Annotated in this window: 25 protein-coding genes, 4 tRNA genes, 1 pseudogene, 1 riboswitch and 1 other annotated feature; of the genes and pseudogenes, 4 read left to right on the top strand and 26 right to left on the bottom strand. The window is 57.6% G+C overall.

Annotation, left to right across the window (positions count from 1 at the left end; translation table 11 throughout):
* Window positions 1-38: 38 nt before the first annotated feature.
* The 4 genes from ACTQY5_RS09025 (at window position 39) to sfsA (ending at window position 3538) form a co-directional block, all read left to right on the top strand.
* The gene (locus ACTQY5_RS09025) at window positions 39-1214 is read left to right on the top strand and encodes an ATP-binding protein (RefSeq protein ID WP_022487204.1); all 1176 of its coding nucleotides are present in this window, start codon (window positions 39-41) and stop codon (window positions 1212-1214) included.
* A gap of 179 nt (window positions 1215-1393) precedes the next feature.
* Window positions 1394-2194 (top strand): MBL fold metallo-hydrolase, encoded by an 801-nt coding sequence (locus tag ACTQY5_RS09020; RefSeq protein WP_022487203.1) that lies wholly within the window; start codon window positions 1394-1396, stop codon window positions 2192-2194.
* 25 nt (window positions 2195-2219) lie between these two features.
* Window positions 2220-2843 (top strand): Flp family type IVb pilin, encoded by a 624-nt coding sequence (locus ACTQY5_RS09015; protein ID WP_154487888.1) that lies wholly within the window; start codon window positions 2220-2222, stop codon window positions 2841-2843.
* Between the two features lie 17 nt (window positions 2844-2860).
* The gene (gene sfsA / locus ACTQY5_RS09010; protein ID WP_154487889.1) at window positions 2861-3538 is read left to right on the top strand and encodes a DNA/RNA nuclease SfsA; all 678 of its coding nucleotides are present in this window, start codon (window positions 2861-2863) and stop codon (window positions 3536-3538) included.
* Window positions 3539-3583: 45 nt separating this feature from the next.
* Here sfsA and leuA read toward each other — a convergent pair whose 3' ends face one another.
* The 26 genes and pseudogenes from leuA to ACTQY5_RS08880 form a co-directional block, all read right to left on the bottom strand.
* On the bottom strand, window positions 3584-5272 hold the full coding sequence (leuA, locus tag ACTQY5_RS09005; protein ID WP_022487210.1) for a 2-isopropylmalate synthase: 1689 nt from the start codon (window positions 5270-5272) through the stop codon (window positions 3584-3586).
* 59 nt (window positions 5273-5331) lie between these two features.
* Window positions 5332-5577: a binding site (T-box leader), on the bottom strand.
* A gap of 122 nt (window positions 5578-5699) precedes the next feature.
* On the bottom strand, window positions 5700-6875 hold the full coding sequence (locus ACTQY5_RS09000; protein ID WP_308664402.1) for a phosphoribosylaminoimidazolecarboxamide formyltransferase: 1176 nt from the start codon (window positions 6873-6875) through the stop codon (window positions 5700-5702).
* 47 nt (window positions 6876-6922) lie between these two features.
* A riboswitch (ZMP/ZTP riboswitch) is annotated at window positions 6923-7001 on the bottom strand.
* A gap of 65 nt (window positions 7002-7066) precedes the next feature.
* Window positions 7067-7981: a radical SAM protein gene (locus ACTQY5_RS08995; RefSeq protein ID WP_441369093.1), complete on the bottom strand. Its 915-nt coding sequence runs from the start codon at window positions 7979-7981 to the stop codon at window positions 7067-7069.
* A gap of 56 nt (window positions 7982-8037) precedes the next feature.
* The gene (locus ACTQY5_RS08990) at window positions 8038-8676 is read right to left on the bottom strand and encodes a hypothetical protein (protein WP_308664404.1); all 639 of its coding nucleotides are present in this window, start codon (window positions 8674-8676) and stop codon (window positions 8038-8040) included.
* Between the two features lie 1178 nt (window positions 8677-9854).
* Window positions 9855-10736 (bottom strand): DMT family transporter, encoded by an 882-nt coding sequence (locus ACTQY5_RS08985; RefSeq protein ID WP_154487890.1) that lies wholly within the window; start codon window positions 10734-10736, stop codon window positions 9855-9857.
* Window positions 10737-10820: 84 nt separating this feature from the next.
* Window positions 10821-11441, bottom strand: a complete 621-nt coding sequence (gene ttdB, locus ACTQY5_RS08980; protein ID WP_022487833.1) for a L(+)-tartrate dehydratase subunit beta — start codon at window positions 11439-11441, stop codon at window positions 10821-10823.
* Window positions 11441-12340 (bottom strand): L(+)-tartrate dehydratase subunit alpha, encoded by a 900-nt coding sequence (gene ttdA / locus ACTQY5_RS08975; RefSeq protein WP_022487832.1) that lies wholly within the window; start codon window positions 12338-12340, stop codon window positions 11441-11443. The genes ttdB and ttdA overlap by 1 nt, the downstream gene beginning before the upstream one ends.
* Before the next feature lie 61 nt (window positions 12341-12401).
* On the bottom strand, window positions 12402-13493 hold the full coding sequence (locus tag ACTQY5_RS08970; RefSeq protein ID WP_441369092.1) for an SLC13 family permease: 1092 nt from the start codon (window positions 13491-13493) through the stop codon (window positions 12402-12404).
* Window positions 13494-13917: 424 nt separating this feature from the next.
* Complete coding sequence (locus tag ACTQY5_RS08965; RefSeq protein ID WP_368509238.1) at window positions 13918-14592, bottom strand: GntR family transcriptional regulator; 675 nt, start codon at window positions 14590-14592, stop codon at window positions 13918-13920.
* A 144-nt stretch (window positions 14593-14736) separates the two neighbouring features.
* Window positions 14737-14922 (bottom strand): annotated as a pseudogene (locus ACTQY5_RS08960) (GntR family transcriptional regulator); the annotation flags it as partial.
* A 21-nt stretch (window positions 14923-14943) separates the two neighbouring features.
* Complete coding sequence (gene lepA, locus ACTQY5_RS08955; RefSeq protein WP_441369091.1) at window positions 14944-16749, bottom strand: translation elongation factor 4; 1806 nt, start codon at window positions 16747-16749, stop codon at window positions 14944-14946.
* Between the two features lie 140 nt (window positions 16750-16889).
* Complete coding sequence (rpsT, locus tag ACTQY5_RS08950; RefSeq protein ID WP_012938698.1) at window positions 16890-17153, bottom strand: 30S ribosomal protein S20; 264 nt, start codon at window positions 17151-17153, stop codon at window positions 16890-16892.
* A 95-nt stretch (window positions 17154-17248) separates the two neighbouring features.
* On the bottom strand, window positions 17249-18202 hold the full coding sequence (locus ACTQY5_RS08945) for a bifunctional riboflavin kinase/FAD synthetase (RefSeq protein ID WP_441369090.1): 954 nt from the start codon (window positions 18200-18202) through the stop codon (window positions 17249-17251).
* The gene (truB, locus tag ACTQY5_RS08940; protein ID WP_441369089.1) at window positions 18199-19092 is read right to left on the bottom strand and encodes a tRNA pseudouridine(55) synthase TruB; all 894 of its coding nucleotides are present in this window, start codon (window positions 19090-19092) and stop codon (window positions 18199-18201) included. The genes ACTQY5_RS08945 and truB overlap by 4 nt, the downstream gene beginning before the upstream one ends.
* On the bottom strand, window positions 19092-20048 hold the full coding sequence (locus tag ACTQY5_RS08935; protein WP_441369088.1) for a DHH family phosphoesterase: 957 nt from the start codon (window positions 20046-20048) through the stop codon (window positions 19092-19094). Before ACTQY5_RS08935 ends, truB begins: the two co-directional genes overlap by 1 nt.
* Window positions 20041-20397: a 30S ribosome-binding factor RbfA gene (gene rbfA, locus ACTQY5_RS08930; RefSeq protein WP_022487825.1), complete on the bottom strand. Its 357-nt coding sequence runs from the start codon at window positions 20395-20397 to the stop codon at window positions 20041-20043. Before rbfA ends, ACTQY5_RS08935 begins: the two co-directional genes overlap by 8 nt.
* Window positions 20398-20406: 9 nt before the next feature.
* Window positions 20407-23010, bottom strand: a complete 2604-nt coding sequence (gene infB, locus ACTQY5_RS08925) for a translation initiation factor IF-2 (protein ID WP_303226399.1) — start codon at window positions 23008-23010, stop codon at window positions 20407-20409.
* A gap of 16 nt (window positions 23011-23026) precedes the next feature.
* Window positions 23027-23323, bottom strand: coding sequence for a L7Ae/L30e/S12e/Gadd45 family ribosomal protein (locus ACTQY5_RS08920; protein WP_022487823.1), 297 nt, complete (start codon window positions 23321-23323; stop codon window positions 23027-23029).
* Entirely contained in the window at window positions 23310-23582 is a 273-nt protein-coding gene (gene rnpM / locus ACTQY5_RS08915; RefSeq protein WP_022487822.1) for an RNase P modulator RnpM, read from the bottom strand. The genes ACTQY5_RS08920 and rnpM overlap by 14 nt, the downstream gene beginning before the upstream one ends.
* A complete protein-coding gene (gene nusA / locus ACTQY5_RS08910; RefSeq protein ID WP_279127009.1) occupies window positions 23579-24667 on the bottom strand; it encodes a transcription termination factor NusA in 1089 nt (362 codons plus the stop codon). The genes rnpM and nusA overlap by 4 nt, the downstream gene beginning before the upstream one ends.
* Window positions 24668-24697: 30 nt before the next feature.
* Window positions 24698-25159 carry a ribosome maturation factor RimP gene (rimP, locus tag ACTQY5_RS08905; protein WP_022487820.1) on the bottom strand — a complete coding sequence of 154 codons (462 nt, stop codon included), beginning with the start codon at window positions 25157-25159 and terminating at the stop codon, window positions 24698-24700.
* 366 nt (window positions 25160-25525) lie between these two features.
* Complete coding sequence (locus ACTQY5_RS08900; protein WP_154487894.1) at window positions 25526-26038, bottom strand: phosphatase PAP2 family protein; 513 nt, start codon at window positions 26036-26038, stop codon at window positions 25526-25528.
* A gap of 60 nt (window positions 26039-26098) precedes the next feature.
* Window positions 26099-26172: transfer RNA gene (locus tag ACTQY5_RS08895), tRNA-Cys, on the bottom strand.
* A gap of 9 nt (window positions 26173-26181) precedes the next feature.
* Window positions 26182-26256, bottom strand: a tRNA-Gly gene (locus ACTQY5_RS08890).
* 9 nt (window positions 26257-26265) lie between these two features.
* Window positions 26266-26341: transfer RNA gene (locus tag ACTQY5_RS08885), tRNA-Phe, on the bottom strand.
* A gap of 2 nt (window positions 26342-26343) precedes the next feature.
* Window positions 26344-26420, bottom strand: a tRNA-Asp gene (locus ACTQY5_RS08880).
* Window positions 26421-26503: the final 83 nt, after the last annotated feature.

Below are 26503 nucleotides of genomic sequence, written 5' to 3'. Positions count from 1 at the left end.
ATGGAAAATATTCTACTATAAAGGAAGCTTTTGCATCTATGGATACTACCCTTTCCCTTTGGGAAGACAAAACTGAAATCACGGTGGAGGAACTGGCGGCCCTGGCCCCGGAACAGGTGTTCCTGGCGGATATCCGGGACCCGGCGGCTTTTGACCGGGGCACGGTGCCCGGCGCCGTGAACCTGAACCCCCTGGAACTCCAGGCAGGCAGCGTGGACCTGCCGGAAGACAAACTGATCGTCCTGCTCTGCATGTGGGGAAAAATCAGCCTGGGCCTTGCCGCCAACCTCCGGGACCAGGGCTGGACCGCCGTTTCCCTTCAGGGGGGCTATTCCCTTTGGCTCCAGAAGAAGCTGGAACGGGAGAACGCCCTGGCAGCGGAAGATTCCCAGCGGCTGAAACGGATCGAATCCTCCCTGCGCCGGAAGTACAAACGGCGGATCTCCAGCAAATTCGTCCAGGCCATCTGCGATTATGACATGATCCAGCCCGGAGACAGGATCGCCGTGTGCATTTCCGGGGGCAAGGATTCCATGCTCATGGCCAAACTGTTCCAGGACCTGAAGCGCCACAACAAGATTCCCTTTGACCTGGTGTTTTTGTGCATGGACCCGGGATACAATGAAATGAACCGGAAGATCATCGAGGAAAACGCCAAACTGCTCCAGGTGCCCCTGACCTTCTTTTCCACCAACATTTTCGAATCCGTGTTCCATGTGGAGGATTCTCCCTGCTACCTGTGCGCCAAAATGCGCCGGGGGTACCTGTATCGGAAGGCCCGGGACCTGGGATGCAATAAGATCGCCCTGGGCCACCATTTCGATGACGTGATCGAGACCAATCTTATGAGCATGCTCTATTCCGGCGCCATCCGCACCATGCTCCCCCGGCTGAAAAGCACCAGCTGCCCGGGGATGGAGCTGATCCGGCCCCTGTACTATGTACGGGAAGCCGACATCAAAAGCTGGCGGGACGAAAACGGCCTGTACTTCATCCAGTGCGCCTGCAAGTTCACCGAAACCTGCTCCACCTGCCACACCGACGGCACCACCGATTCCAAGCGGCTGGAAGTGAAGAAGCTCATTGCCGCCCTGGCGGAAAAGAACCCCCAGGTCCCCGCCAACATCTTCCACAGCCTGGAAAACGTGAACCTGGACACGGTACTGAAGTACAAGGAAAAAGGAAAGGAACATTCGTTTTTGGAGGACATGTAAAAAAAGAGGCTGCTGCGCATGCAACAGTCTCTTTTTTGTCAGCGGTCAACGGCCGACTGTCTTCCAACAGTTAATGTCCGTATAGACACTGTCACCACACCCATCCGGAACCTCCCCCTTCCCTACAGCGTCCATATAGAGTATACTTAATGGTAAGATAAGGGAAGGAAAACAACTGTATGGAAATTTTATTTTTAGGTACAGGCCATGCCATCTCCACCCGGTGCTACAACACCTGCTATGTCCTGCGCCAGAATGAACGTTACCTGTTGGTGGACGGGGGCGGCGGCAACGGGATCCTGCGCCAGCTGAAGCGGGCCCGGCTGCCCTGGCAAAAGATCAAGGACATCTTTGTCACCCACCGGCATATGGACCATGTGCTGGGGGTCTTCTGGGTAATCCGGATGATCGTGAAGGCCATGAAACGGGGCACCTATGTGGGAGAAGCCCGGATCTACGGCCACGATGAGGTGATCACCCTGCTCCGGAGCACGGCCCGGCTGCTGCTGGACCCGGGAGACCTGAAATACCTGGACACCCGGCTCCACTTCATCACCGTGGAAGACGGAGAGACCCGGAAGATCCGGGGCTGGGACGTGACCTTTTTCGACATCCATTCCACCAAGGCCAAGCAGTTCGGCTATGTATTGGAAAGCAACGGCCACAAACTGGGCTGCTGCGGGGATGAACCCATGAACGACCATAACTTTACCCGGCTCTCCGGCAGCCAGTGGCTCCTCCATGAAGCCTTCTGCCTGTACCGGGACCGGGACCGGTTCCGTCCCTACGAAAAGCACCATTCCACTGTACGGGAAGCCTGTGAAAACGCCGACCGGCTCCAGGTGCCCAATCTGATCCTGTACCACACCGAAGACAACCACCTGCCCCAGCGGAAAGAGCTGTATACCGCTGAAGGAAAGAACTACTACCGGGGAAATCTGTGGGTGCCGGATGATTTGGAACAAATGAAACTGTGGTAAGAAGAGAGGGAAAGGAGGCCTTCTCATGCAGCACAACAGAAAACACGCTCTGCGCTCCAAAGGACAGAACATCATTGAATACGCCCTGATGCTGGCCATTATCGTAGGCATCGGATTCCTGATCTACAGCCAGAACAACTTCGGCCAGAAAATACAGGCCGTATTCGGGAATGCCAACAACCTGCTGGCCACCGTGGAAAAAGAAAGCGACCCGGCGGTGATCCACGACCGGGGCTATGCAGACGCCATGGCGAAAATGCTGAAGGCAGCCATTGCCAAGGGGACGGTTCAGCTTGACAGAGGAGCCACCGTGGGCATCTATGCCCAGAATGCCAACAACGGGAACGCCGATGGTTACCACATCAACGGCCTGGTGGGAAAAACAGGCTCAGTGACAGTCAACGGAAAAAACTATATGGCTAACGGGGGATTTTACGGTTTCTGGAAGTCTGTTGACGGGGAAAAATCCTATACCGGGGCTTCCGTGGACCAGAAAAATGTAGACTGGTACGGCGTGGAAATCACCCGGACAGGGGAAAACTCCTATCAGGTGAAATACCGGGAAGGCACCGGTTACACCAATGAAAATAAAGACGGGTTCCGGCCTTCCGACAGCAACAACTACAAGAAAGAAATCTGGAATCCCTGACGAAAGGACCTGACTGTATGCACTATCCCAACATCACAGCCGGTACCTTCCTTTCCCGGCCCAACCGTTTCATCGCCCAGGTGGAGATTGCCGGGAAGGAAGAAACCTGCCATGTGAAGAACACCGGCCGGTGCCGGGAACTGCTGGTCCCCGGTGCCGCCGTGTACCTTACCGCCAGTGACAATCCCAAACGGAAGACCAAATACGACCTGGTGGCCGTGGAAAAAGGCTCCCGGCTCATCAACATGGATTCCCAGGCTCCCAACAAGGTGGTCCAGGAATGGCTGGAACAGGGAGGCCTCCCCGGCCTGACCAAAATCCAGCCCGAATTCCGGTACGACCAGTCCCGGTTCGACTTCTACCTGGAACAGGGGGACAGGAAATCCTTCCTGGAAGTGAAGGGCGTCACCCTGGAAGAAGACGGGGTGGTCCGTTTTCCCGATGCCCCCACCGCCCGGGGTGCCAAGCACCTCCACGAACTGATCCGGGCGGCGGAAGAAGGCTACGGAGCCTATGTGTTCCTGGTGATCCAGATGGCAGATGTGGACCATTTCGAACCCAACCGGAAAACCGACCCGGATTTCGCCCAGGCCCTCCAGGAAGCCCGAAACAAAGGAGTGACCCTCCTGGCCTACGATTGTAACGTAACCCCGGGGACCCTGGAGATCGGGAAGCAGGTGGAGATTGTGTTGTAAAAAAATGTGGGGTGCTGCACAAAACGTGCAGCACCCCACATTTTTTTATTTCTGTCCGATCGCCCGGTTGATGGCATTGACGATGCCCAACAGGGATGCGGTGTTGATATTGGGATGGATGCCCACACCGAAAATGTGGTTTCCGTCCGGTTTCTTCAGTTCGATGTAGGAAATGGCCTTGGAATTGGACCCCTGGCTGATGGCGTGTTCGTGATAGTTGATGAACTCGAACCCGTCCACCCCGATCTTGTTCAGGGCATTGAAGAAGGCATCGATGGGCCCGTTCCCGTTGCCGGTCACGTGCATCACCGTACCGTCGGCCTTCACATCCCCTTCGAAGATGGTGCTGGTATCCTCATCCCCTTCGTGGTTGTCGTACACCTTGTGGGCTCCCAGTTCGAACTTGCCCTTATAGTCCACATACTTTTTGTTGAACAGTTCCACGATCTGGCTGGCGCTCAGTTCGTCCCCGTATTCATCGGCGGCTTCCTTCACCATATGGCCGAATTCCGGATGCATTTCTTTCGGCAGGTAATACCCCACTGCCTGCTGCATTACAAAGGCGGCGCCGCCCTTGCCGGACTGGCTGTTGATCCGGATCACCGGTTCATATTCCCGGTGGATATCCGCCGGGTTGATGGGCAGATAGGGAACTTCCCAGTACCGGCTGTTGGTATCTGCCATGTACTTGAAGCCCTTCCGGATGGCATCCTGATGGGATCCGGAGAAAGCGGTGAAGACCAGTTCCCCGGCGTAGGGATGACGGGGTTCCACTTTCATCTTGGTGACGCTTTCGCAGATCCGTTTGATCCGGTTGATGTGGGAGAAGTCCAGCTGGGGATCCACATTGTGGGTGTACATGTTGAGGGCCAGGGTGACGATGTCCACGTTCCCGGTCCGTTCCCCGTTGCCGAACAGGGTCCCTTCCACCCGGTCCGCACCGGCCATCATGGCCAGTTCCGTGGCAGCCACCCCTTCGCCCCGGTCATTGTGGGGATGGACACTGATAATGGCCCGGTCCCGGTCCTTCAGGTGCCGGATGAAGTATTCAATCTGGTCCGCATAGGTGTTGGGGGTGGACATTTCCACCGTAGAAGGCAGGTTGATGATCACCGGTTTTTCCTTGGTGGCTCCCAGGGTATCCATCACCGCTTCACAGATTTCCACCGCATAGTCGGTTTCCGTGCCGGTGAAGCTTTCGGGAGAATATTCGTACCGGATGTTCATGCCGCTTTTGGCGATTTCCTTTTCCGTCAGTTCCCGGATCAGTTTGGCCCCGTCCACGGCAATCTTGGTGATTCCTTCCATGTCCTTCCGGAACACGATTTTCCGCTGGAGGGTGGAAGTGGAGTTGTAGAAGTGGATGATCACGTTCTTGGCGCCCTTCACCGCTTCAAAGGTCTTTTTGATCAGTTCCGGACGGGCCTGGACCAGGACCTGGATGGTCACGTCATCGGGGATGTAGTTGTCCTCGATCAGGGTCCGGAGGATTTCATATTCCGTATCAGAAGCGGAAGGGAACCCTACTTCGATTTCCTTGAAACCGATCTTCACCAGGGTGGTGAACAGCAGCAGCTTCTCTTCCAGCTGCATGGGGGTCACCAGGGCCTGGTTCCCGTCCCGCAGGTCCACGCTGCACCAGATGGGGGGCTTGGTGATGGTCTTGTCCGGCCAGGTACGGTCCGGCAGGCTGACTCCCTGGAAGGGAATGTACTTTTTAATGGGCTTATGCATAATGAATTCCTCCTTGGATTTTCGAGGCGGTCATAAAAAAATCCCCGCCCCCTGTTTTCTCTAGGGGCGAGGCAAATAATTCCACGCTGTACCACCCTGATTCAGCCAGCCAAAAAGCCGGCCCTTTCACCTCTTACTCAAGCAAGTATAAGGCTAAGGTCTGTAACGGGACCTCCCGTTCCGGACTACTTATCACCCGGACGACTCTGGAACCAGTTATCATTCAGAAGCGAACTATCGACTCCCAGCAAATGTCGACTCTCTGTGAATTCCCTTTCTGATCTTCTTTCCTTCGCAGTCATTGTTGGTTACACTTTTGAACTTGATGGTGCTTATTATAGAGCCTTTTATAATGGCTGTCAACAGTTTTGTGGAAAAATGTTTAAAAAAAATAGGTGCTGTTGCATAAGCAACAGCACCCTCCCCATCAATGATGAAACAGCCGTACTCCCGTCATGGCCATGGCGATGTTGTATTTGTCGCAGGTGGCAATTACATTGTCGTCCCGGATGCTGCCGCCGGTCTGGGCGATGTATTCCACCCCGCTCCGGTGGGCCCGTTCAATGTTGTCCCCAAAGGGGAAGAAGGCGTCGGAACCCAGGGCTACCCCGGTGTTCTTGGCAATCCAGGCCTTCCGTTCTTCCCGGGTCATGGGTTCCGGTTTTTCCGTAAAGAAGTTTTCCCATACCCCGTCAGCCAGCACATCTTCCCAGTCGTCAGAAGTGTACACGTCGATGGTGTTGTCCCGGTCCGGTTTCCGGATATCCGCCCGGAAGGGCAGGTTCAGCACCTTGGGGCTCTGGCGCAGCCACCATTTGTCCGCTTTGTCCCCGGCCAGACGGGTGCAGTGGATCCGGGACTGCTGGCCGGCGCCCACGCCGATGGTCTGGCCGTCCTTCACATAGCATACGGAGTTGGACTGGGTGTATTTCAGGGTGATCATGGCGATCAGCAGATCCCGCCGGGCTGCTTCCGGGATTTCCTTGTTCTTCGTAGGCCGGTTCTGGAGCAGGTCTTCCGTAATATGGTCGTTGTTCCGTTTCTGTTCAAAGGTGATGCCGAAGACCTGCTTGGTTTCCAGTTCTTCCGGTTCATAGGCCGGGTCGATCTGGATCACATTGTATTTGCCCTTTTTCTTGGCGGACAGGATTTCCAGGGCTTCCGGTTCGTACCCGGGCGCAATGACCCCGTCGGACACTTCATGCTGGAGCACCAGGGCGGTGGATTTGTCGCACACGTCGGACAGAGCCACGAAATCCCCGAAAGAACTCATCCGGTCCGCCCCGCGGGCCCGGGCATAGGCACTGGCCAGAGGGGACAGGTCCATGCCTTCCACGCTGTAGATCTTCTTCAGGGTATCCGTCAGAGGCAGGCCCACAGCCGCCCCGGCCGGGCTTACATGTTTGAAGGAAGCAGCTGCCGGCAGACCGGTGGCTCTCCGCAGTTCCCGCACCAGCTGCCAGCTGTTGAAGGCATCCAGGAAGTTGATGTACCCGGGTCTGCCGTTGAGCACCGTAATGGGCAGTTCCGCCCCGCTCTGCATATAGATCCGGGCCGGGATCTGGTTGGGATTGCAGCCATACTTCAGTTTCAGTTCTTTCATGAAAGATTCCTCCTTAAGGTCAAAAGAAAAAGCCGACCCCGGGCCACAGCAGGTGCCCAGACGGTCGGCATTCTACGACCATGCTCCCTGTGGGTAAACCCACTTCCGTCAGTCACATGATCTGTCCGTTTCATTATAGCATTGTCAGCGGGAAATGGTCAAGAAGGGGTCACAGCCCGCAGCCGGGTCCTTCATTCCCCCTTCACCCCCGTCCCGTCGAAGGCCGGGATGAACTGGCTGTCGGCAGAACTGGCTTCCTGGACGAACCCGTCCTCGATGGGGCTCTGGAACAGGTAGTCCTCCACTTCCTGGTATTCTTCTTCGGTCAGGGGCCAGCCGATTTCCGGATACTTTCCCTCTTTGGCCAGGCCGCAGGGCACATACTGGCGCATCAGGCTGAACAGCACCTGGCCCGGGCCGAAATTGGACCCCACCCAGTCGATGATCCGCTTGCTGTCTTCCAAAAGCCCCGGCAGGATCATGTGCCGGATGATCACCCCTTTTTTCAGGAGCCCGGTTCCCTCATCCATTTCGTAAGGCCCGGTCTGCCGGAACATTTCCCGGATGGCTGACGTGGCCACGGCGAAATAATCCTTTGCATGGCTGTACCGCCAGGCCGCTTCTTCGCTGACGTATTTCAGATCCGGCAGGTAGATCTGCACCTTCCCCTCCAGCCTCCGGAGGGTCTCCACCTTTTCATAGCCCCCGCAGTTGTACACCACCGGCACCGGCAGCTTCGGCTCCAGGGATTCCAGGATGGTGGGAAGGAAATGGGTGGGAGTCACCAGGTTGATGTTGTGGGCCCCCTGGGCGATGAGATTTTGGTAGATCCGCCGCAGGTCGTCGGCGGTCACTTCCCAGCCCTTTCCCCCGCTGCTGATTTCGCTGTTCTGGCAGAACACGCACTGGAGAGTGCAGCCGGAAAAGAACACCGTGCCGCTGCCTCCGGAGGTGCCGCTGATACAGGGTTCCTCCCAAAGATGCAGGGCCGCCCGTGCTGCCCGGGGCCGCCAGGGCATCCGGCACCACCCCAGCTGCCCGGGGTCCCCGGAAGTCTCCGGCCGTTCCACCCCACATTCATGGGGACAAAGAGTACATTTGGTCATGTTGGGTCCTTTCGTAAAAGAAGGGGCTGTTGCACGTGCAACAGCCCCTCTCCAATTCAGTATTTATACCCCCAGGAATACCGTCCCCGGTAATTGTAGGGATAAATGGTAATGTCGTAATGGGCATTTTCCAGTTCGTGGGTAATCTGGTGCTTGAAGGGCGCCAACGCCATATGGAGCACCTTGAAGGACTTGGACCCCCACATGGCGCCTTCATCGGAAATGTCCACCTTGTATCCGTTTTCGTGGGAATAAGTGCCGGACGCATGGTAGCCCCGTTCCGCCCCGCCGGTGATCACAAAGGTGACTCCGTTCCGCCGGGCCAGCTCATTCAGATGGTCCAGGAAGGCCACCGTGGAGGCTTTGAAATGAGCCGTATCCGTAGTACTGTTGCTCCGCCAGGGAGTATCCATCCCCTCGGTGCTGCTCCACTTCCGCAGGTTGCTTTTGCCGAAATCCCGACGCCAGGCATAGGCCTGCTTGGTGGAAATAGGCGTATAGGACAAAGCCTTCCTCCGGTTTTCCATGGTGGAAACCCGGTAGCCCGGATTGCTGGAAGCCCTTGCCGATGCAGCAGAAGACGCACGAGCGCCATAGTTAAAAGGCACGGCACGGCGGGCCATACCGGCTGCAGAGGCAGATACGGACACAGTCAGCGAAGAAAAGACAACAGCAGTGAGTACGACTTTATTCATGCAGTCATGCACATCTCCCAACGTTAAGATTCAAAAGCATAAGAAATCTCTTTAATTATACGCGAAAAAGGCAGAAATTTCAAGGGTACCGCCAGAACCGGTATGTGTCAACAAGTTCTCAGTAAAACCTTCATCACAGTATAGTTATTCATCCATGTCCGAAAGTGAAGAGTGCAGAGTGCAGAGTGAAGAGCATGGGCCCGTAGAGGCCGCACAACCGGCGACTCGCCAGATGTACGAATCTCTGACCCCAACGATGTAGGGGTTTCGCCGCAGGCAAACCCGTCCCGGCCGCCCAGAGGGCAAAACTTCTATACCCATACACCCGCGAGGGCTCTCCGCCGGGAGAATCGATGTATACCCGCAAAAAGTACCAGCAAGGCCGGAGGCCAAGTCCGCCCTGCAGGGGCGGGGGACCGGGCTTGCCCGGTGGTGGGGGCATGAGGTCCTGAAAGGACCGAATACCTTGACGGGGGTACGGGCTCATCGGCTGGGAATGCAGCAACGAAAACTGAAATCATCATATTCCTGCTCCTGCCATACGCTTTCTTGTTGTCTGCCGGTCCTGCGAAGTATCGGCTGTCGCCGATGCCCCCACCACCAGCCTTGCGGCTGGTCCCCCGCCCCTCACAGGGCGGACTTTGGGTCCGTTCCCATCACCAGTTCAGTACTGCTGGGACCGTAAAATCCATGGAAGACCTTTTCCTATCTATAGTGTTGGTGTCGTGACTTATACTATAAGATGAAGGTCTTTCTTTTTGCAAGTTTATAATGGATTATTCATTTCACCGAGAACTATTTTACACTAAGGTGGCACGTTGTGTGAACAACCCCGGTCACTGGCCGATGGAAAGAACCCGTGGCTGACGGGTTCTTTTGAAAAGAAACGCAGCCCTTTGGGCTGCTAACCCACCACCAGCCTTGCGGCTGGTCCCCCGCCCTTGCAAAGGACGGATAAAATACGCGGGCTCGCGCCCTGGTATTTACAAAAAGCGATGGGCGCCAGCCCCAGCGTATATCCGCCCTTTGCAAGGGCGGGGGACCGTTGCGCTTGCGCAATGGTGGTGGGTTAGCAGCCGCAGGCTGCGTTTCCATTCCTGAAAATCTGACTGCAAATTGATTCTTCGGCCGCTGACCGTTGACAGCTGACGGGACCTGCGGTCTCTGCAGCAGCCCCCTCACACCTGGGCCAGCAGCACCGCCACGAACACCAGCACGCAGCCGGCGATTTCCCGTCCTGTCATCACTTCTCCCAGGAACAGCCAGCCGGAGAGCACGGCGAACACGGATTCCAGGCTCATGATCAGGGTGGCGGTGGTGGGTTCCGTGTATTTCTGGCCGATGATCTGCAGGGTATAGGCCACCCCGCTGGAGAGCCCCGCCGTATAGAAAAGGGGCCACCGGGCCGCCCACAGGGCACTGGCCAATCCCCCTGCCGGCACACTTTCCCACATCCCGGCCCCCAGGGCGGACAAAAGACAGGTCATGGCGAACTGGAGCCAGGCCACCCGCACCCCGCTGGCTCCCTTCCGGAGGAAATGGTCTACAAAAAGGATGTGGAGGGCGAAGAACACCGCACAGCAGAACACCAGGAAATCCCCGAACGAAACGGTGAAATCCCCCTTCACGCACAGGAGATAGAATCCCACCAGAGCCATGGGTACGCACAGCAGCATGATCTTCCGCACCGTCCGGCCCAGGAAGCGCCCCAGGATGGGCACCAGGATAATGTACAGGGCGGTGATGAACCCGGCCTTCCCGGCGGTGGTCTGGGCGATGCCCACCTGCTGGAGGTTGCTGGCGATTCCCATGATCAGCCCGCAGCAAAGGCCCCCTTTCAGGGTCACTCCATCCGGCTTCAGCCGCTGCCACAGGCTTCCCTGGCGTTTTCCCCCAAAGGCCAGCACCACCGGCACCAGCACCCCGGTGGCCAGAAGATTCCGGGCCGCGTTGAAGGTAAAGGGCCCCACATAATCCATGCCCACGCTCTGGGCCACAAAAGCGCTGCCCCAGATCAGGGCCGTCAGCAGCAGCAGCAGATTTCCTTTCATGCGATCCATAGTATTCCCCTTTTCACACATTGTAAGAATAAGGATACCATAAAAAAGGAGCTGTTGCACGTGCAGCAGCTCCTTTTTTGTTGCTTATTTAATGAACCGGACGTTGGGGATAATTTCCTCGTATACTTCTTCGGCCCGTTTCTTGTAGGTCTTCTTGTTTTCTTCGAACAGGTTGCCGCCTTTGGTGTCAACAGCCACGATCAGGGGCCCCAGTTCTTCCACTTCGCTGGTCCACAGGGTTTCCGGCATCCCCAGGTCTTTCCACTGGGCGTCGATGATCTTCTTGAAATGGACGGCGGATACCACGGCACAGCCGGCCGGGAACACACAGAAGATGGTTTTGTACTTCTGGCAGGCATCCATGGTGTCCTGGCCCATGCCCCCTTTGCCCACGATCAGCTTCACGCCGGTCTGGGGAATGAAATCCTTTTCGAATTTTTCCATCCGCATGGAAGTGGTGGGTCCGATGGAAACCATTTCATAGGCGTTTTCCTGGCCTTCAATGGGACGGACAATGGGGCCTGCGTGGAAAATGGCGCCCCCTTCCAGGTCCACCGGCAGCTTCCGGCCTTCTTCGATGAGCCGGCGGTGAGCCACGTCCCGGCAGGTGGTGATCTTGCCGGTCAGATAGACGATGTCCCCGATTTTCAGGTTCTCGATGTCTTCGGATTTAATGGGTGTATGCAGCACAACTTTGTTAGCCATTATAATTCAGCCCCCTTATGAGAAGTGATGGTGTAATGCAGGTCTTTGTCGAAAATGATGTGGCCCCGGCGGTGGTTCCAGCAGCCGATGTTCACAGCCACCCCGATGGCGGACGGATGCCGGGCGGTGTTTTCGATGTGTACACCCAGTACGGAAGCGCTGCCGGTCATGCCCTGAGGCCCCAGACCGATCTTGTTGATGCCTTCTTCCAGGAGTTTTTCCATTTCCGCAGCTCGGGGGTTGGGATTGTGGGAACCCAGAGGACGCATGAGAGCCTTTTTGGACAGGAGAGCGGCGGTTTCCACAGAGGTGGCCACCCCTACCCCCACCAGGAAGGGCGGGCAGGCGTTGGGTCCATAGGTGTACATCCGCTCCAGGACGAACTTGGTGACCCCTTCATACCCTTCCCCGGGCATCAGCACCATGGCGTGGCCCGGCAGGGTGCAGCCGCCCCCGGCCATGTAGGTGTCGATTTCGCAGGTGTCGGAATCGGGCACGATTTCCCAGAACACGGTGGGAGTCCCTTTCCCCACATTCTTGCCGGTGTTGTATTCATCGAAGGTTTCCACGCTGTTGTGGCGCAGGGGGGTGGCGAAGGTGGCCTGTACAGTGGCTTCCTTCAGCAGCCCTTCCAGTTCCCCGATGAGGGGGAAGTTGGTGCCGCATTTCACGAAATACTGGAGCACGCCGGTATCCTGGCAGGAAGGACGGTTCAGTTCCTTGGCCAGCTTCTGGTTCTTGGCGTAGGTTTCATACAGCAGCTTGGCAATGGGCACCGTTTCCTTTTCGGCCAGTTCCTTCAGTTTGGCGGCCACATCATCGGGCAGCACCTTGGCGGTGTAGCCGACGAACTTGGCCATAATGTCGGTCATTTGTTTGACTTGGGCTTCTTTGGACATTTTCATTTCCTCCTTATACTTGAACACACAGGTTGTTTTCTATTCACATGTTCCCGTACCATCAGGGATAGAAGGGGAACAGGATGGGCAGCAGGACAAGAGAGACGATGTAGCCGATGATCACCATGGGAAGGCCGGCCTTCACATAATCGTTGAAATTGTAGCCCCCGGGGGCGAACACCATCATGTTGGCAGGCATCCCGATGGGAGTGGCGAAGGCCAGGGAAGCACCGATGACAGTGGCTACGATCACGGCCTTGGGGTCAGCCCCCATGGCTTCGGAAATGTTCACGCTGATGGGGATCAAAAGGGCCGCCGTGCCGAAGTTGCTCATGAAGTTGGTCATGATGCAGCTGAGCAGTAGGATCACCGTCACCAGCACCAGAGCCCCGATGCAACCGGACAGGTAGAACTTGATGCCGATCTGTTTTTCGAAGATCATGGCGATAATGGTAAGGACCATGACAATCAGGGAAACTTTCTGTTTCCAGGGAGCTACCTGGGAGAAATCCGGAGCCTTGTCATAGATGCTTTCTCCGGCTTTGGCCTGATGGTCTGGCAGGAACTGGTAGCCTACAGTGGCAAAGAACAGGGTGCCGATCAGCAGGATGGGCAGTCCCACATAGCCGTATTCGAAGAAGCTGATGTCCTGGCCAATGGCTTCCAGGGCGCTTTTCCCCAGCAGGTTACCAGGGGCCCCGATGATGGACAGGTTGCCCCCCATGGCCGCCGCGAAAATCAGAGGCAGCAGCAGCCGGGACCGGGCGAAACCGGATTTGGATGCGATGCCGATGACCACGGGGATCAGGATGGCCGCCGTACCGGTGTTGGACAAAAAGCCGCTCATGATGCCGGTGACCAGCATCACGGAAACGATCAGCTGCCGTTCGGTTTTGGCAAACCGGGTGACGATGCCCCCTACCTTGTTGGCCATGCCCGTTTCAAAAAAGGCACCGCCGATGACGAACATGGCCACGAACAGGATCAGGTTGCTGTCCACAAAGCCTGCAAAGGCATCCTTGGGGCTCAGTACCCCGGTAAGGACCAGAACCATCAGGGCGATCATGGACGTAACCGCCAGGGGAAGTTTTTCAGTGACAAACAGGATGATGACCAGTACCAGCAAAGTCAAAGTAATGGCAATGGGTGACATTATGTTTTCTCCTCCTTTGTTCTCCATCAATCCTGCGCGCGTGAATTAATTTTGATATTTGATAATGTATCCATTTCTTGATGATACTATAACCCCATTGGCAGAAAGAGTCAATGGGGTTATGGAATTATCTGATTTTTGACTACAAATTTGGATATAATATCATAAATACAAAAAGAGGCTGTTGCACAGAACGTGCAACAGCCTCTAGCTGTAGAGCCGCATAACGGCTCAAGTCTGGAGTCTGAAGCCAAATGATAAATTTGCAGGCAAATTTTTGAATGTGTAGAACCTTTGGATTAAAGGATATCCCAGGTCGATTTCGAGTCTGGTTCCATATAATCGAGAGGATCCGTCCAACCAGGCGGATCCTTTCCTGAGGCTTCCGACTCCCGACTCCAGGCTGCCGACTCAAAAGGGGCGCTCACGCACCCCCGCCCTTCCCCACCTGCTCCCGGTAGTTGGTGAGGATATTGTCCATACTCCGTTTCATGTGTTCGTCCATGAGCTTTTTGGCTCTTTCCGGGTCGTGGGCCCGGAGGGCTTCCATCAGCTGCTCGTGTTCGAAGAAGGAGATCTTGGCGTAATCGGTTTCCGTCACCAGGAAACCCAGGGACAGGCCGTTCCACAGGCTGGCCAGGATCTGGGTCAGTTTGGGATTCCCGGCGGCCTCCCACAGGGCCATATGGAAGCTTTCGTTGTAGTGCTTGTATTCGGCGTACCGGTGCTGGGCCAGGCACTCCTGCATCCCGGCGTACACCCGCTCCACTTCCCGCAGGTCGCTGCCGGGACGGGCGGCCAGGGCCGCCGCTTCCCGTTCCAGGATCTCCCGGACGGCGAAATGGTCCCGGATGGATTTTTCATCGATGCCCAGCACCACGGCCCCCTTGTTGGGCCGCAGCTTCACCAGCCCCTGGGTGGCCAGCAGCTGGAGGGCTTCCCGGACCGGGGTGGTGGACACCCCCATGTGCCGGGCGGTCTCTTCCAGGGTCAGGACGCTCCCTTCCGGGATTTCCCGGCGGAGAATAGCCTTCCGGAGATAGGAGGCCACCTGTTCCCGGGCCGGCAGGAGATGGATCTTCCCGATGGTTTCCGGCATCGTTTCCGTCTCCACCCGGTAAGCCGGGGAACCAGCCGCCTTTTCTTCCGGTGCCGGAGCCTCATTTTCCTCAGTCCGGGGCACCTTCCGGTTCTCCAGGATCTCCCGGGCATGGGAAGACACCACCATGTGCCGGTTGCTGAGCCGGGTCACCAGTCCTTCCAGCATCAGGCCCTGGAGGGCCTCCCGGATGGGCATCCGGGACACCCCGTAGGTCTTGGCCAGTTCCACCTGCTTCAGTTCCGTCCCCGGTTCCAGATCACCGGAGGCGATCCGGCTCCGGAGAGACTGGCAGATCAGATCCTGGGTGGATTTCTGCAGGGTCACCATGGCCCTCCCTCCTTTCACCGGTTATTTGTCGTCCATTTTCAGGATGGCCATAAAGGCTTCCTGAGGCAGTTCCACGCTGCCCACCTGCTTCATGCGCTTTTTCCCGGCTTTCTGCTTTTCCAGCAGCTTCCGCTTCCGGGTAATGTCCCCGCCATAACACTTGGCCAGCACGTCCTTCCGGAGGGCGCTGACGTTTTCCCGGGCGATGATCTTGCTGCCGATGGCCGCCTGGATGGGGATTTCGAACAGCTGCCGGGGAATCAGCTTCCGGAGCTTTTCCACCAGGGCACGGCCCCAGTACTGGGCCCGGTCCCGATGGACGATGGCGCTGAGGGCATCCACCGGATCCCCGTTCAGGAGGATATCCACCTTCACCATGTCCGAAGGCCGGTAGCCGCTGAGCTCATAGTCCAGGGAAGCATAGCCCCGGGACACGCTTTTCAGCCGGTCGAAATAGTCGAAGATGATTTCCGACAGGGGCAGGGCATAGTGGATCATCACACGGGTTTCGTCCAGGTAGGTCATGTTCTGGTATTCTCCCCGCTTTTCCTGGGACAGTTCCATGACCGGCCCCACAAAGTCCTTGGGCACGATGATGGTGGCGTTCACGAAAGGTTCCTCCACATGCTCGATCACCGTGGGGTTGGGGAACTGAGAAGGGTTGTCCACCATTTCGATGTCCCCGTTGGTCTTCACCACTTCGTAGATAACGTTGGGGGCGGTGGTGATCAGGCTCAGGCCGTATTCCCGTTCCAGCCGTTCCTTGATCACGTCCATGTGGAGCAGACCCAGGAACCCGCACCGGAACCCGAAGCCCAGGGCGGAAGAGGTTTCCGGCTCGAAGGTCAGGGAAGCGTCGTTGAGCTGGAGTTTTTCCAGGGCGTCCCGGAGGTTGTCATAGTCGGAGTTCTCGATGGGATACAGGCCGCAGTACACCATGGGGGTAGCCTTCCGGTACCCTGGCAGAGGCTCTTTGGCCGGCCGGTTGTTGTCGGTGATGGTATCCCCCACCCGGGCGTCCTTGACGGTCTTGATGGCTGCCGCCAGGAAACCCACCTGGCCTTCTCCCAGTTCCGGCACGTTGACCATGGCCGGCTTGAACACTCCCACTTCCGTTACGTCATAGACCTTGCCGGTGGCCATGAGACGGATGGACATGCCCTTTTTCAGGCAGCCGTTCACCACCCGCACATACAGCATGACCCCTTTGTAGGCATCGAACTTGGAATCGAAGATCAGAGCCTGGAGAGGGGCTTCCGGGTTCCCTTTGGGGGCCGGCACCCGGTTCACCACCGCTTCCAGCACCTGGTCCACTCCCAGGCCGGTTTTGGCGGAGCACAGGACACAGTCACTTTTATCGATGCCCAGGATGTCCTCGATTTCCTTTTCCACCCGGGGCACGTCGGCGCTGGGCAGGTCGATCTTGTTGATCACCGGGATGATCTCCAGATCGTGGTCCATGGCCAGGTACACATTGGCCAGGGTCTGGGCCTCGATGCCCTGGGTGGCGTCGATGACCAGGAGCGCCCCCTCACAGGCCGCCAGGGCCCGGGAAACTTCATAGGTAAAGTCCACATGCCCCGGGGTGTCGATCAGGTTCAGGATGTAGTCATTCCCGTCCTTGGCCTTGTAGTCCAGCTGGACTGCCTGGTCCTTGATGGTGATGCCCCGTTCCCGTTCCAGGCTCATGGAGTCCAGGATCTGGTCCTCCATTTCCCGTTTGGACAGGGTCCCGGTCATTTCAATGAGCCGGTCGGCCAGGGTGGATTTGCCGTGGTCGATATGGGCGATAATGGAAAAATTTCGAATATGATCACGTTTTGCCATGGATTCTCTCACTTTCTGTCAACGCCTGGAAAACAGGCGGAGATGTTTCAATACTTTATTATACCATGTATGGGGAGACCCTTCCACACGCAACAAAAAAGGCCGGCAACCGAAGTTGTCAGCCTTCCTGCTGTTCAGCCTTATTTTACTGCGTTGACTTTCTTAGCTAAACGGGATTTCTTGCGGGCTGCGGCTTTTTTGTTCACCGTGCCTTTCCGAGCAGCTTTATCTAATAAGCTCGCTGCTACTTTCAAAGTGGCCTGGGCCTCTTCTTTGGATCCTGCAGCAGCAAAAGCTTCAACCTTGCGTGCGGTGCTGCGGATTTCAGCTTTCACCGGGCCATTGGCAGCGCGCCGTTCGGCATCAGTCTTGACACTACGAATGGAAGACTTAATATTCGGCATGTTCTCACCTCCACCAATAAGCTTTACCAAAATATAATATCATGGATGCTCCCTTTGTGCAAGGGATTTTTCCATTTATTTCTCAATCTTTCTGTTCAGCCCTTCCGGCCGGTGGATTCTTCCTCCATGGCCAAAAGGCTCTGGGCATTCCGGGCGTCCTTCCGGAGCTGTTCCTGGAGCCGGTCCAGGTCAGGGAATTTTTCTTCTCCCCGGAGCCGGGCCACCAGCTGGACCAGCACCTCCCGGCCGTAGAGATCCCCTTCGAACCGGAACAGATGGGCTTCCAGGCGGGCTTCCTGGTTGGCAAAGGTGGGATTGTCCCCCACGTTCACCATGGCGTCATACCATTGCCCTGCCACCAGTACCCGGCCGGCGTACACCCCGAAGGCAGGCACGGCAAAATGCTGGCCCAGGATCTTCAGGTTGGCCGTAGGGAACCCCAGCAGCCGTCCCCGGTGATCTCCGGGCACCACCTGGCCCCGGATGGCATAAGGCCGTCCCAGCATCTGGGCCGCCAGCTCCACCCGGCCTTCGGCGATGGCCTTCCGGATGTTGGTGCTGCTCACCACCAGCCCGTCCTGCTTCAGCAGAGGCCGGGACAGGATGGTGAGCCCGAACCGGCTGTGTTCCGTCTTCAAAAGGCGGACATTCCCCTTGCCTCCGGCACCGAAGCTGAAATTGTCCCCGATGCCCACAGCCTTCACCCCGCAGTCCACCAGCATCTGGAGGAACGCGTCGGCACTCATGGCCGCCAGTTCCCGGGTAAAGGGGATGTTCACCAGGATGTCCACCCCCAGTTCCACCATGAGCTTTTCCTTGGCGGGATTGTCCAGCAGCCGGGGCGGTTCCAGCTCCGGCTTCAGGCTGGCCAGGGGATGGGTGCTGAAGGTAAAGACCATCAGCTGGAGATGGTGCTCCCGGGCATAGAGCCGGGTGGTCCCGATCACCTCCTGGTGGCCCCGGTGGACCCCGTCAAAGGTCCCCAGTGCCGCCGCAGAAGGCAGCAGATGGGCGCTGTGCAGTTCGTCCAGCGATGTAATCAGTTTCATGGTCTATCTTCCGTCCTTGTTTCCACGTCAGGGATGTGGATGATCTTGTGGGGCCGGAGCCGGCCGTCCACAGCTTTGGCCACGCCCACCAGGAGCCCCTCCCGGGTCCACAGCTGGTACAGGGTACCGTCATGGATCCCGGGCAAGGTGGTGGCCACCCCCTGGGCGATCCGCCGGCCCTGGAGGTTGTTCACCACCAGTTTGGGGAAAGACGCCAGTACCGTTTCCACCCCGGTGCAGCACCCTTCCGGGTCGGCGGCGATCTCTTCCAGGGTATGGGACTCTTCCAGGGTAAACACCCCGGCCTTCCGCCGGAGCAGGAAGCTCATGGTCCCCTTCATCCCCAGCTTTTCCGCCAGATCCTCACAGAGGGTCCGGATGAAGGTGCCCTTGGAACAGGTCACGTCGAACACCAGGGTGTCCCCGGTATAGTCCACCTTTTCCAGTTCATAGAGGGTAATGGGCCGGGGCTCCCGCTTCACTTCGATGCCCTGCCGGGCCAGCTTGTACAGCTTGGTGCCCCCTACGCTGATGGCGGAATACATGGGCGGGATCTGGGTCCCCTCTCCCCGGAAGGAAGCCAGGGCTGCTTCGATTTCCTCATCCGTCAGCGGACGCACGGGACTTTGGGCAATGACCTTCCCTTCCGTATCCCCGGTATCGGTCTGGAACCCGAAGGTCAGTTCTGCCCGGTAGCTTTTTTCCTCATGGGCCGCATATTCCAGGAACCGGGTGGCAGTGCCGGTGAACACCGGCAGTACCCCGGCAGCCAGAGGATCCAGGGTGCCCCCGTGGCCGATTTTCTTCATGTTGAGGATTTTCCGCAGGGCCCCCACCACATCATGGCTGGTCATGCCCGGTGGTTTGAGTACGTTGAAAATCCCGTCCATCACAGTTCCTCCAGGGCCTTTTCCAGAGCTTCCAGGAGAGCCTTCTTGGCTTCTTCCAGAGGCAGCCCGATGGTGCAGCCGGCGGCTTTGGGGTGTCCCCCGCCGTTGAAGGCCACCGCCACCTTGCTCACATCCACCTGTTTGGACCGCATGCTCACCCGGGTGGACCGGGGTTCCACCTGCTTGAACAGCACTGCCACATCCACCCCGGCAATGTACCGGGGATGGTAGATGAAGCTTTCGGTGGAAACGGTCTTGTCATAGAGGGCCAGGGGCACCTCCAGGGTGGCGATCTTCCCTCCTGCATAGAAGCTCAGGCTGGGCAGTACCTTGGCCAGCAGCTCCACGGAATTCCGGGCCTTCAGTTCCAGCTGGTCGGAAATCTCGTTGGGCTTCACCCCCAGGGCCAAAAGGTCCGCCCCCACCCGCATGCAGCGGGGGGTGGTGTTGGCGTACTTAAAATAGCCGCAGTCGGTGACAATGGCCGTGTACAGGTCCGTGGCCAGTTCCTGGTCCACGGGCACCCCGTTCTCTTCCAGCATCAGATACATGATCTCCCCGGTGGCCGCCGCCTGGTCATCCAGCAGCAGATAATCCGCATACCGAGTGTTGGACACGTGATGGTCGATGTTCAGGATCGGCGCGGAAAGGCATTTTTCCGCCTCCCCCATCCGGTCCTTGGAAGAAGCGTCCACCACCACCGTCAGGTCGCAGTCAATCTTCTCCCCCTGTTTGGGCTGTTCATAGGCATCCAGCCCGGGCAGGAACTGGTACACCGCCGGCAGGATATCATCCACCAGCAGCCGCACCTTTTTCCCAGCCTGGCGCAGGGCCCGGGCCAGGCCCAGGGTGGAACCCAGGGTATCCCCGTCAGGCCCCACATGGCTCACCAGCACCAGGTCCTGGACGCTCATGAGCAGCTGCCAGGTTTCTTTCAGATCCAGTGCCTTACTCATGATGCTCTTCTTTCTTCAGCTCATGAAGGATGGATTCAATATGGGCGCTGTATTCCATGGAGGTATCCTTGTGGAAGCTGAGCACCGGAGCCACCCGCAGATCGATCCGCCGGGCGATTTCCCGACGGAAGAAGCCCAGGGCGGACTGGAGGCCCTTCCAGGCTGCCGCCTGCTGTTCCTCGCTGCCGTAGAGGCTTACATAGATCTTGGCGTAGCTCAGGTCGTTGCTCACTTCCACGCCGGTAATGGTAACGAACTTCACCCGGGGATCCTTTACGTCCCGGATCAGCATGTTGCTCATTTCCTGCTTGATCAGCGCCTGGAGTTTTTCCGCACGAAGTTTGGACATGGTCCCTCCTTATTCTGCCGCCACTTCTTCCATGGTGTAGACTTCCAGCTGGTCGCCCACCTTGATATCCCGGTAGTCGGCCAGGGTCAGCCCGCATTCGAAGTTGGCCGCCACTTCCTTCACATCGTCCTTGAACCGGCGCAGGGAATCCAGTTCCCCTTCGTGGATCACGATGCCGTCCCGGACCAGCCGCACTTTGGCAGACCGGGTGATCTTGCCGTCCTTCACATAGGCACCGGCGATCAGCATCTTGTTGATGGGGATCACCTGCCGGATTTCCACATGGCCGATGATCTTTTCCTTGAATTTGGGAGCCAGCATCCCCTTGATGGCGGCTTCCACATCGTTCAGGGCATCGTAGATGACCCGGTAGGTGCGGATGTCCACCTTTTCCTGTTCGGCGGTCTTCCGGGCATTGGCATCCGGACGGACGTTGAAGCCGATGATCAGGGCGTTGGCAGCGGAAGCCAGCATCACGTCGGATTCGTTGATGGCCCCTACCCCGGAATGGACGATGACCACTTTCACTTCATCGTTCTTGATCTTGGTGAGTGCCTGTTCCAGGGCCTGGATGGTGCCCTGTACGTCGGCCTTCACCACAATGTTCAGGTCCTTCAGTTCCCCTTCCTGGATCCGGTTGAAAATATCGTCCAGGGAAACCTTGGCCTTCTTCTGTTCTTCCATCTTCTGCTTGGCCAGACGTTTTTCCGCCACGGTCCGGGCCACATGTTCGTCGCAGGCGTCCATGATGTCCCCGGCTTCCGGCACGTCATTGAGCCCCAGTACTTCCACAGGGGTGGAAGGCAGCGCCTTCTTCACCTTTTCGCCCCGGTCGTTGACCATGGCACGGACCTTCCCGTAGCAGGTGCCGGCCAGGATGGAATCCCCGATGTGCAGGGTCCCCCGGTCGATGAGCACGGAGGCCACAGGCCCTCTGCCCTTGTCCAGTTTGGCTTCGATGATGGTGCCGTGGGCAGGCAGGTTGGGGTTGGCTTTCAGATCCTGCATTTCAGCCACCAGCAGGATCATTTCCAGCAGGTCGGAGATACCGGTCTTCTGCCGGGCAGATACGGGAACCATGATGGTGTCCCCGCCCCAGGCTTCCGGGATCAGTCCGTGTTCGGACAGCTGCTGCATGACGAAGTCCGGGTTGGCCCCTTCCTTGTCGATTTTGTTGATGGCCACGATAATGGGCACCTTGGCGGCCTTGGCATGGTTGATGGCTTCGATGGTCTGAGGCATTACCCCGTCGTCAGCGGCCACCACCAGCACGGCGATATCCGTCACCTGGGCCCCACGGGCACGCATGGCGGTAAAGGCTTCGTGGCCGGGAGTATCCAGGAACACAATGGGCTTGCCCTGGCACACCACCCGGTAAGCACCGATGTGCTGGGTGATCCCGCCAGCTTCCCGGGCGGTTACGTTGGTTTTCCGGATGGCATCCAGGAGGGAGGTCTTGCCGTGGTCCACGTGGCCCATAACCGTCACCACAGGGGGACGGGGCACCCGCAGAGCCGGGTCGTCTTCCACTTCCGGCACTTCCGTGGGATCCGCTTCAGGAGGCGGTTCCTTGATTTCGCAGTTGAAGTCCATGCCCACCAGTTCAGCGGTTTCATGGTCGATTTCCTGGTTGATGGTGACCATCTTGCCCAGCATGAACAGCTTTTTGATCACTTCGTTCACGTCCCGGCACAGGAGCTTGGCGAAATCCTTCACGCTGATGCTTTCTCCCACTTCCACGCTGGTGGGACGGACCACTTCGGTCTTTCTGGCAGGAGCCGCGTTCCGGTTGTTGTTATTGTTGTTTTTGTGTTTATGGTTTTTCATCATATGATCAGCACTGCGGGTAGGACGGTCCTCCCGGGTGGCGTAAGAGCCCTTGATTTTCTCCCGTTTTTCCTGATGGTTGTGGCTGCCGTTCCGTTTGCCCATATCCTTGCCGGCATGGGCGCTGTTGCCGTTGATGGGGGCACCGGCTTTCCCGCCCCGGTTGTTCTGGGGCTTGTTCCGGTTGTTGTTCCCATTGTTTCCGTTCCGGTTCTGGCCGTTGTTCCGGTCGTTGTGGCTGAACCGGCTGTTCCCGCTGCCGTTCCCGTTCCGGTTCTGGCCATTCTGGGGACGGTCGTTCCGGCGGCCGTTGTCCCGGTTCTGGTTCTGGCCGTTCTGGGGACGGTCGTTTCTCCGGTCGTTCCGGTTCTGGCCATGGTTCCGGTCGTTGGACCGGTTTTCCGGACGGCTGTCGTTTCTCCGGTCATTCCGGTCGTTCCGGCCTTCCGGACGCTGGCTGTTCCGGTTCTGTTCCTTCTGCTGGGCCTGGGCCGCATGATGGGCCTGGATGGCCGCTTTGCCCACTGCCACATCGCTCTTTACCTGGGCCACTTTGGCCGCTACCGGAGCCGCTGCCTGGGTCACTTTTTCCTGGACCTTCTGGGCAGCCGCCTTCACGGCACCCTGGTTGTTCTTCAGGCCCTTGACGATCATGTCCCGGACCCCGGCTTCCACCGTGCTCATGTGGTTCTTCACCGTGATTTTATGGTCAGCCAGGAACCCCAGCACCTTTTTGTTGTCCAGGTTCAATTCTTTGGCGATCTCATAGATTCTGTATTTTGTCATCCGCACACCTCCATAGTCAAAAGCCCATCATCTTCCGGAAGTTGTCATCCATCAGGACCACAGCCGCCCGGGGCGCTTTTCCGATGGCGGCACCCAGCCGGGCACGGTCCAGGATCTTCCCGTAAGGGATCTTCCCGGCATCGCACCAGCGCTGGATCTTCTCCACCGTACGGGGCGAGGCATCAGCGGCAATCAGCACGTAACGGGCACGGCCTTTTTTCAGCGTGTCCCATACGCCCTGATCGCCGGATGCCAGCTTCCCGGCCTTCTGCGCCAGACTCAGGGCAAAGCAGAGCTGTTCATCCGTTTTCATGGGTGAGCTCCGCCAGCAATGCTTCCTTCGTTTCCGGAGAAACCTTCACCTGCAGGGCTCTTTCCAGGGCTTTGCTCTGGAAGGCCTTTTCGATGCAGGAAGCCTGGGGGCACACATAGGCACCCCGGCCCGGTTTCTTCCCGGAACGGTCCAGGCTCACGGCTCCTTCCGGAGACCGGACGATCCGGACCATTTCCTTCTTATTGTGGATTTCCCCGCAGCCGATGCAGGTCCGCTGGGGAATCTTCTTTACTTTCATGCGTCCTCACCACTTTCCTCAGGGGCTTCCTGAGCCTGGGCAGCTTCTGCAGCAGCCGCCTGGGATTCGCTCTTGATGTCGATCTTCCAGCCGGTGAGTTTGGCGGCCAGACGGGCGTTCTGCCCTTCCTTGCCGATGGCCAGGGACAGCTGGTAGTCAGGGACCACCACCCGGCAGATCTTTTCGTCCTTGTCCGCCCGGGCGGAAACCACCTTGGAGGGGGACAGGGCGTTGGCCACATATTCTTCCGGATCTTCACTGTATTTCACAATGTCGATCTTTTCTCCCCGGAGTTCGTCCACAATGGCCCGTACCCGCATGCCCTTGGGTCCCACACAGGCCCCTACCGGATCCACGCTGGGATTGGTGCTGTGGACGGCGATCTTGCTGCGCATCCCCGGTTCCCGGGCCACACTGTCGATGACCACGGTGCCATCCTGGATTTCGGACACTTCCAGTTCGAACAGCCGCTTCAGGAGGCCGGGATGGGTCCGGGACAGGATGATCTGGGGACCCTTGGTGGTCTTCTTCACTTCCACCACATAGCATTTCAGCCGCTGATGGTAGTCGTAGGTTTCATGAGGGATCTGTTCGTTGGGCAGCAGCAGGCCTTCCGCCGTGCCCAGGTCGATGAACACATTGTGGCCTTCGATCCGCTGGACGGTACCGGTGACAATGTCGTTTTCCCGGTCAGAATACCGTTCGTACACCATCCCCCGTTCCGCTTCCCGGATCCGCTGGACGATCACCTGCTTGGCGTTCTGGGCGGCGATCCGGCCGAAGTTCTTGGGGGTCACTTCCGTTTCCAGGATATCCCCGGCCTGGTAGTGGGGATTCAGCTTCTGGGCGTCTTCCAGGCTGATTTCCGTAGTGGGATCCGTGACTTCCTCCACAATGTTCTTCCGGGCATAGACATGGATCTCCCCGGTTTCTTTATGCATGGAAACCCGTACATTCTGGGCAGAACCGTAGTTTTTCTTGTAAGCGGTGATCAGGGCTTCCTCCACTGCACTGTACAGTACGTCGGGAGAAATGCTTTTCTCCTTGGCCAGGAGCGCAATGGCTTTCACGAAATCCGCATTCACTTCAAAATTCCTCCTTAACAGTTGTATCCTTTAAAAATCGATATGGGGCCGGACCGAAGCGATCAGCTTCCGGTCGATGGCCAGTTCTTTCTTTTTGGCGTCTTCCAGCACCAGCTTTTCGGCGTCGTGGCTTTTCAGCACCGCCGTCAGCTGCTTCTTCCCTTCATAAGGAGCAAAGAAGGCCAGGTCCACTTTCTTGCCATAGTGGGCTTCCAGGTCCTTGTCCTTTTTCAGGGGCCGGTCGATCCCCGGAGAAGAGACTTCCAGGTAATACTTCTCCTTGATGAAGTCCTCCTCGTCCAGCTTCTTGGCCAGAGCATTGCTGACCGCCGAGCAGTCATCGATGTCGATGCCGCCCTCTTTGTCGATGAAGACCCGCAGGAACCAGTCCCGTTCCCGCACGTACTCCACATCCACCAGTTCCAGACCGGCCGCCTCCACAATAGGAGAGACCAGTTCCGTAACCCGTTCGGTGATTTTCTTTTTGTCCATTCAGGCACCTCTGCTTTTTTCTTCCTAGTAAACGAAAGAGCGGGTATCAAATACCCACTCTCTAAGGTCTGCCTCAGTTTTCTTATTTATTATAGCACCCCACGGGGAAAATGGCAACAAGCCCGATGAAACCGGGTATGTGTCAACGGTCGGCGGCCCTCCGGGCAACCCCCTTCCCTGCACACAAGAAGGCCCCAGATGCGCGAAAACACCCCACCTTTCGACCTTTTCCCTGGGCGTCAGAGTGGGTCAGATGCGCGAAAGGCGGAATTTGGAAGTTGGGCATAGTACAAAGTGGTACATGCCCGGCTTCCAAATTCCGCCTGACAAAGCAGATGGCCCGCTATGGCGCCCAGGGGTTATGCGTCAGCCCCACAAAGCCAATCCAGCTATAACCCCCACCATCATCCCCGCCCCCACATCAGTGGGATAGTGCACTCCGGCCAGCACCCGCACCAGGGCACTGATAAGGCTCACCAGGAGGAAAGCTGCCCCCACCGGCGGGTGAAAGTACAGATACGTCATGGCGATGATGGTGGAGGAAAACACATGGCGGCTGGGGAAGGATTCCCCCTGTTTGTTCCGAGGGATCAGGGGGGTAATGGGCCAGGCCTCATAGGGCCGGGGCCGGTTGATCCTGCTGCGGACCAGGGTAAGGAGCAGGAAAGAAATGGCCGGGATCCAGAAGGCCTTCCGGAGGCCGGGGCTGGCCATTCCCCCCTGGGTATAGAGCTGCCACAGGAGCAGAGGATAGGCGATGTACATCAGCACCACCAGAGCCCCGTTCAGAAGAAAAAGCCCCCGGACAGCCCAGGGCCGGCCCCGGAAAGGCCGGGTCAGCCGGGCATAGGTACGGTCATAATGGCGTTCGAAGTGCATGGGGATTCCTTTCTGTAAAAAAGGAGCTGTTGCGCATGCAACAGCTCCTTTTACTTCATTTGGAGGCGACGCCCAGAATCGAACTGGGGATAAAGGTTTTGCAGACCTCTGCCTTACCGCTTGGCTACGTCGCCATAAAAAATTGGAGCGGAAAACGAGATTCGAACTCGCGACCCCCACCTTGGCAAGGTGATGCTCTACCACTGAGCTACTTCCGCTTGAAGAAATGGTGCCTCAGCGCAGAATCGAACTGCGGACACAAGGATTTTCAGTCCTTTGCTCTACCAACTGAGCTACCGAGGCATTGGCGACCCAGGACGGACTCGAACCGACGATCTCCGCCGTGACAGGGCGGCATTCTAACCAACTGAACTACTGGGCCGTTGCGGCGTCTTCTTCAAGCGCCGACTTGTATAGTATACGAGAGAAGGAGAAAAAAGTCAAGGACTTTTTTCTCCTTCTCCG

Source organism: Acidaminococcus sp. HCP3S3_H5, from assembly GCF_052122235.1.
Taxonomy (GTDB): domain Bacteria; phylum Bacillota; class Negativicutes; order Acidaminococcales; family Acidaminococcaceae; genus Acidaminococcus.
This window is presented reverse-complemented; position numbering and strand designations above follow the sequence as displayed.

Bases quoted from the DNA above. Each gene is read 5' to 3' on its own strand.
- ACTQY5_RS09025 (WP_022487204.1), top strand. From the start codon at position 39: ATGGATACTACCCTTTCCCTTTGGGAAGACAAAACTGAAATCACGGTG.
- ACTQY5_RS09020 (WP_022487203.1), top strand. From the start codon at position 1,394: ATGGAAATTTTATTTTTAGGTACAGGCCATGCCATCTCCACCCGGTGC.
- ACTQY5_RS09015 (WP_154487888.1), top strand. From the start codon at position 2,220: ATGCAGCACAACAGAAAACACGCTCTGCGCTCCAAAGGACAGAACATC.
- sfsA (WP_154487889.1), top strand. From the start codon at position 2,861: ATGCACTATCCCAACATCACAGCCGGTACCTTCCTTTCCCGGCCCAAC.
- leuA (WP_022487210.1), bottom strand. From the start codon at position 5,272: ATGCATAAGCCCATTAAAAAGTACATTCCCTTCCAGGGAGTCAGCCTG.
- ACTQY5_RS09000 (WP_308664402.1), bottom strand. From the start codon at position 6,875: ATGAAAGAACTGAAACTGAAGTATGGCTGCAATCCCAACCAGATCCCG.
- ACTQY5_RS08995 (WP_441369093.1), bottom strand. From the start codon at position 7,981: ATGACCAAATGTACTCTTTGTCCCCATGAATGTGGGGTGGAACGGCCG.
- ACTQY5_RS08990 (WP_308664404.1), bottom strand. From the start codon at position 8,676: ATGAATAAAGTCGTACTCACTGCTGTTGTCTTTTCTTCGCTGACTGTG.
- ACTQY5_RS08985 (WP_154487890.1), bottom strand. From the start codon at position 10,736: ATGGATCGCATGAAAGGAAATCTGCTGCTGCTGCTGACGGCCCTGATC.
- ttdB (WP_022487833.1), bottom strand. From the start codon at position 11,441: ATGGCTAACAAAGTTGTGCTGCATACACCCATTAAATCCGAAGACATC.
- ttdA (WP_022487832.1), bottom strand. From the start codon at position 12,340: ATGTCCAAAGAAGCCCAAGTCAAACAAATGACCGACATTATGGCCAAG.
- ACTQY5_RS08970 (WP_441369092.1), bottom strand. From the start codon at position 13,493: ATGTCACCCATTGCCATTACTTTGACTTTGCTGGTACTGGTCATCATC.
- ACTQY5_RS08965 (WP_368509238.1), bottom strand. From the start codon at position 14,592: ATGCCGGAAACCATCGGGAAGATCCATCTCCTGCCGGCCCGGGAACAG.
- lepA (WP_441369091.1), bottom strand. From the start codon at position 16,749: ATGGCAAAACGTGATCATATTCGAAATTTTTCCATTATCGCCCATATC.
- rpsT (WP_012938698.1), bottom strand. From the start codon at position 17,153: ATGCCGAATATTAAGTCTTCCATTCGTAGTGTCAAGACTGATGCCGAA.
- ACTQY5_RS08945 (WP_441369090.1), bottom strand. From the start codon at position 18,202: ATGAAACTGATTACATCGCTGGACGAACTGCACAGCGCCCATCTGCTG.
- truB (WP_441369089.1), bottom strand. From the start codon at position 19,092: ATGGACGGGATTTTCAACGTACTCAAACCACCGGGCATGACCAGCCAT.
- ACTQY5_RS08935 (WP_441369088.1), bottom strand. From the start codon at position 20,048: ATGAGTAAGGCACTGGATCTGAAAGAAACCTGGCAGCTGCTCATGAGC.
- rbfA (WP_022487825.1), bottom strand. From the start codon at position 20,397: ATGTCCAAACTTCGTGCGGAAAAACTCCAGGCGCTGATCAAGCAGGAA.
- infB (WP_303226399.1), bottom strand. From the start codon at position 23,010: ATGACAAAATACAGAATCTATGAGATCGCCAAAGAATTGAACCTGGAC.
- ACTQY5_RS08920 (WP_022487823.1), bottom strand. From the start codon at position 23,323: ATGAAAACGGATGAACAGCTCTGCTTTGCCCTGAGTCTGGCGCAGAAG.
- rnpM (WP_022487822.1), bottom strand. From the start codon at position 23,582: ATGAAAGTAAAGAAGATTCCCCAGCGGACCTGCATCGGCTGCGGGGAA.
- rimP (WP_022487820.1), bottom strand. From the start codon at position 25,159: ATGGACAAAAAGAAAATCACCGAACGGGTTACGGAACTGGTCTCTCCT.
- ACTQY5_RS08900 (WP_154487894.1), bottom strand. From the start codon at position 26,038: ATGCACTTCGAACGCCATTATGACCGTACCTATGCCCGGCTGACCCGG.